General features: G+C 70.5%; 5 protein-coding genes. 4 read left to right on the plus strand and 1 reads right to left on the minus strand.

The annotated features are described in order from the left end of the window. On the minus strand, positions 1-443 hold a 443-nt coding region (locus AC2VNT_RS14725; protein ID WP_486947560.1), incomplete at its 3' end, for an acyl-CoA dehydrogenase family protein. A gap of 47 nt (positions 444-490) precedes the next feature. Between AC2VNT_RS14725 and fabG the strand changes: the two genes are divergently transcribed. The 4 genes from fabG to AC2VNT_RS14745 form a co-directional block, all read left to right on the plus strand. Then, a complete protein-coding gene (fabG, locus tag AC2VNT_RS14730) occupies positions 491-1,267 on the plus strand; it encodes a 3-oxoacyl-ACP reductase FabG (RefSeq protein ID WP_486947561.1) in 777 nt (258 codons plus the stop codon). A gap of 8 nt (positions 1,268-1,275) precedes the next feature. Continuing rightward, positions 1,276-2,502 carry an acetyl-CoA C-acetyltransferase gene (locus AC2VNT_RS14735; protein WP_486947564.1) on the plus strand — a complete coding sequence of 409 codons (1,227 nt, stop codon included), beginning with the start codon at positions 1,276-1,278 and terminating at the stop codon, positions 2,500-2,502. Beyond that, on the plus strand, positions 2,499-3,692 hold the full coding sequence (locus AC2VNT_RS14740; RefSeq protein ID WP_486947562.1) for an acyl-CoA dehydrogenase family protein: 1,194 nt from the start codon (positions 2,499-2,501) through the stop codon (positions 3,690-3,692). The genes AC2VNT_RS14735 and AC2VNT_RS14740 overlap by 4 nt, the downstream gene beginning before the upstream one ends. A 4-nt stretch (positions 3,693-3,696) precedes the next feature. Further along, a partial coding sequence (locus AC2VNT_RS14745; RefSeq protein WP_486947563.1) for a GntR family transcriptional regulator occupies positions 3,697-3,884 on the plus strand: 188 nt, incomplete at its 3' end.

Here is a 3,884-nt window from a genome sequence, read left to right on the forward strand (position 1 = left end):
TATTCGCCGTCTCGAACCGCTTTGCTGCGCAGCCCGGAGGGATTGGAGCCGGACCCCTGTTCGGTCAGCGCGAACGATGCGACCACGGCTCCGGACGCCATCGCCGGCAGCAAGCGCGTCTTCTGTTCGGCGGTACCTAAGCCGGCGAGCACCTGTCCGGCGATCCCGTTGTTGGTGCCGAACATCGACCGCACCGCCAGCGAGGTGTAGCCCAGCTCCATGGCCAGCTCGACGTCTTGCACCAGGTCCAGGCCGAGCCCGCCCCACCGGCTGGGGATGGCGTAGCCGAACAACCCCAGCTGCCGGGCCTGCTCGCGCAGGTCGTCCGGGACCCGGTCGTGATCGGCGATCTCCTGCTCCCGGGGCAGCGCCGCGGTCCGAACGAATCGGCGGGTCTCGGCCAGGATCGCCGCGAACGCATCGTCATCGACGGACGTCGTCATCACCGAACTCCTCACCGACGATCGGTCCGGATCATATATGAAATATGATGTGTGACGTCGGGCGAGCGGGGAAGGAGGGCGCACCGGTGGCGCTACTGGACGGCAAGACCGCGGTGATCACCGGCGGCGCGCAGGGGCTGGGGCTGGCGATCGCCCGGCGATTCGTCGCCGAGGGCGCGAACGTGGTGCTGGCGGATCTGAATCCGGACGCCACCGAGGCCGCCGCGGCCGAGCTGGGCGGTGCCGTCGCGCTGGCGGTGCGCGCCGACGTGACCGACTCCGCCGACGTCGACGCGGTGCTGGCGGCGGCGCTGCGGCGGTTCGGTCGGCTGGACGTGATGGTCAACAACGCCGGGATCACCCGGGACGCCACCATGCGCACGATGACCGAGGAGCAGTTCGACGAGGTGATCGCGGTGCATCTGAAGGGCGCCTGGAACGGCACCCGCAAAGCGGCGGCGATCATGCGGGAGAACAAAAGCGGTGCGATCGTCAACATGTCGTCGCTGTCGGGCAAGGTCGGCCTGATCGGCCAGACCAACTACTCGGCCGCCAAGGCCGGCATCGTCGGGATGACCAAGGCGGCGGCCAAGGAACTCGCGCACCTGGGCGTGCGGGTCAACGCGATCGCCCCCGGCCTGATCCGCTCGGCGATGACCGAGGCGATGCCGCAACGCATCTGGGACGCCAAACTCGCCGAGGTGCCGATGGGCCGCGCCGGCGAGCCGGCCGAAGTCGCCGGTGTCGCACTGTTTTTGGCGTCGGACCTGTCCTCGTACATGACCGGCACGGTCCTCGAGGTGACCGGCGGCAGGTTCATGTGAGCGAAACGATGCGCGAGGCGGTGATCTGCGAGCCGGTCCGCACGCCGATCGGGCGATACGGCGGGGCGCTGACACCGCTGGGCCCGGTCGACCTGGCGGTCGCGGTGCTGCGCGGGCTGCTGGCCCGCACCGCCATCCCGGCCGACGCCGTCGACGACGTCATCCTCGGGCACTGCTACCCGAGCGCCGAAGCCCCGGCGATCGGGCGGGTGGTCGCGCTGGAGGCCGGTCTGCCGGTGACCGTGCCCGGGATGCAGGTCGACCGCCGATGCGGCTCCGGGCTGCAGGCGGTGATCCAGGCGGGCCTGCAGGTCGGCTCCGGTGCCCACGACCTGGTGGTCGCCGGCGGGGTGGAGAGCATGAGCAATGTGGTGTTCTACTCCACCGACATGCGCTGGGGCGGTGCCCGGGGCGGAATCCGGGTGCATGACGGCCTGGTCCGCGGCCGCACCACCGCCGGCGGGCGCGGCCATCCGGTGCCCGGCGGGATGCTGGAGACCGCGGAGAATCTGCGCCGGCGGTACCGGATCTCCCGCACCGAGCAGGACGAGCTCGCGGTCACCTCCCACCAGCGGGCGGTCCGGGCGCAGCGAGACGGCATCTTCGCCGACGAGATCATCCCGGTGTCGGTGCCCACCCCGGGCGGACAGCGGGTCGTCGACACCGACGAGCATCCGCGCGCCGACGCATCCCTGGAGTCGCTGGGCCGGCTCAAACCGGTGCTCGCGCAGAACGATCCGCAGGCCACCGTGACCGCCGGAAATGCCAGCGGGCAGAACGACGCGGCCGCGCTGTGCGTGGTGACCACGCCGGAGCGGGCCGCGGCGCTGGGGCTGACGCCGCTGGTGCGGCTGGTGTCCTGGGCGGTCGCCGGGGTGGCGCCGAACGTGATGGGGATCGGTCCGGTGCCGGCCACCGAGGCCGCGCTGGCCCGGGCCGGTCTGCGGCTGGCCGACATCGACCTGATCGAACTCAACGAGGCGTTCGCCGCGCAGGCCCTGGCGGTGATGGGCGAGTGGCGGTTCGGCGACGCCGACCGGGAGCGGACCAACGTGCACGGGTCCGGGATCTCGCTCGGGCACCCGGTCGGTGCGACCGGAACCCGGATGCTGGCGACCCTGGCCCGCGAACTGACCCGCCGCCAGGCCCGCCACGGCCTGGCGACCATGTGCATCGGCGGCGGGCAAGGACTGGCCGCGGTATTCGAACGAATCGGCGAAAGCGGGGCCGCATGACCAGACTCGCCCAGACGCTGGGCCTCACCGAGGCGCAGACGGAGATCATCGCGACGGTACGTCGATTCGTCGAGAAGGAGGTGATCCCGGCCGCCGCCGAGCTGGACCGCACCGACACCTACCCGCAGCAGATCGTCGACCAGATGCGGCAGCTGGGCCTGTTCGGTCTGATGATCCCGGAATCCTACGGCGGCCTGGGGGAGTCGCTGTTGACCTACGCGCTCTGCGTCGAGGAGCTGGCCCGCGGCTGGATGAGCATCTCCGGGGTGATCAACACCCACTTCATCGTCGCCTACATGATTTGCCGGCACGGCACCGACGAGCAACGCCGGCGGTTCCTGCCGCGGATGGCGACCGGCGAGGTGCGCGGCGCGTTCTCGATGTCGGAGCCCGGGCTGGGCTCGGACGTCGCGGCGATCCGCACCCGGGCCGACCGGACACCCGAGGGCGGATACCGCATCGACGGCCAGAAGATGTGGCTGACCAACGGCGCCAGCTCGACGCTGGTAGCGGTGCTGGTGCACACCGACGAAGGGGCGGAGACGCTGCACCGCAACCTGACCGCCTTCCTGGTGGAGAAGCCGACCGGATTCGGGGAGGTGCTGCCCGGGCTGACCATCTCGAACAAGATCGACAAGCTCGGCTACAAGGGCATCGACACCACCGAGCTGGTCTTCGACGGGTATCCGGCCGGTGCCGGCGACGTCCTGGGCGGCGCGGCGGGAAGCGGCTTTTACCAGATGATGGACGGCATCGAGGTGGGCCGGGTCAACGTCGCCGCCCGGGCCTGCGGGGTCGGCATCCGGGCGTTCGAGCTGGCGGTGCGCTACGCCCAGCAGCGCAGCACGTTCGGCAAACCGATCGCCGAGCACCAGGCGGTGGCGTTCCAGCTGGCCGAGATGGCCACCAAGGTGGAGGCCGCGCACCTGATGATGGTGAATGCGGCGCGGCTGAAGGACTCCGGCGAGCGCAACGACCTGGCCGCCGGGATGGCGAAGTACCTGGCCAGCGAGTACTGCAACGAGGTCACCCAGCGCAGTTTCCGGATCCACGGCGGCTACGGGTACTCCACGGAGTACGAGATCGAACGGCTGATGCGCGACGCGCCGTTCCTGCTGATCGGTGAGGGCACCAGCGAGATCCAGAAGCAGATCATCAGCAGGCGGCTGCTCGCCGACTACCGGATCTGAGCCGATGCCGGTTCCCGAGTTCGCCGTCCGGCCCCAGCTCTCCGAAGACGTCGCGCGCCTGGTCCGCGGGCGGATCTTCGACGGCAGCTACGCCGCGGGGGAGTATGTCCGGCTGGACCAGTTGGCGACGGATCTGGGTCTCAGCGTCACCCCGGTGCGTGAGGCGCTGTTGGAACTGCGAGCCGAAGGGAT

The organism is Mycobacterium sp. TH-M15, from assembly GCF_057473705.1.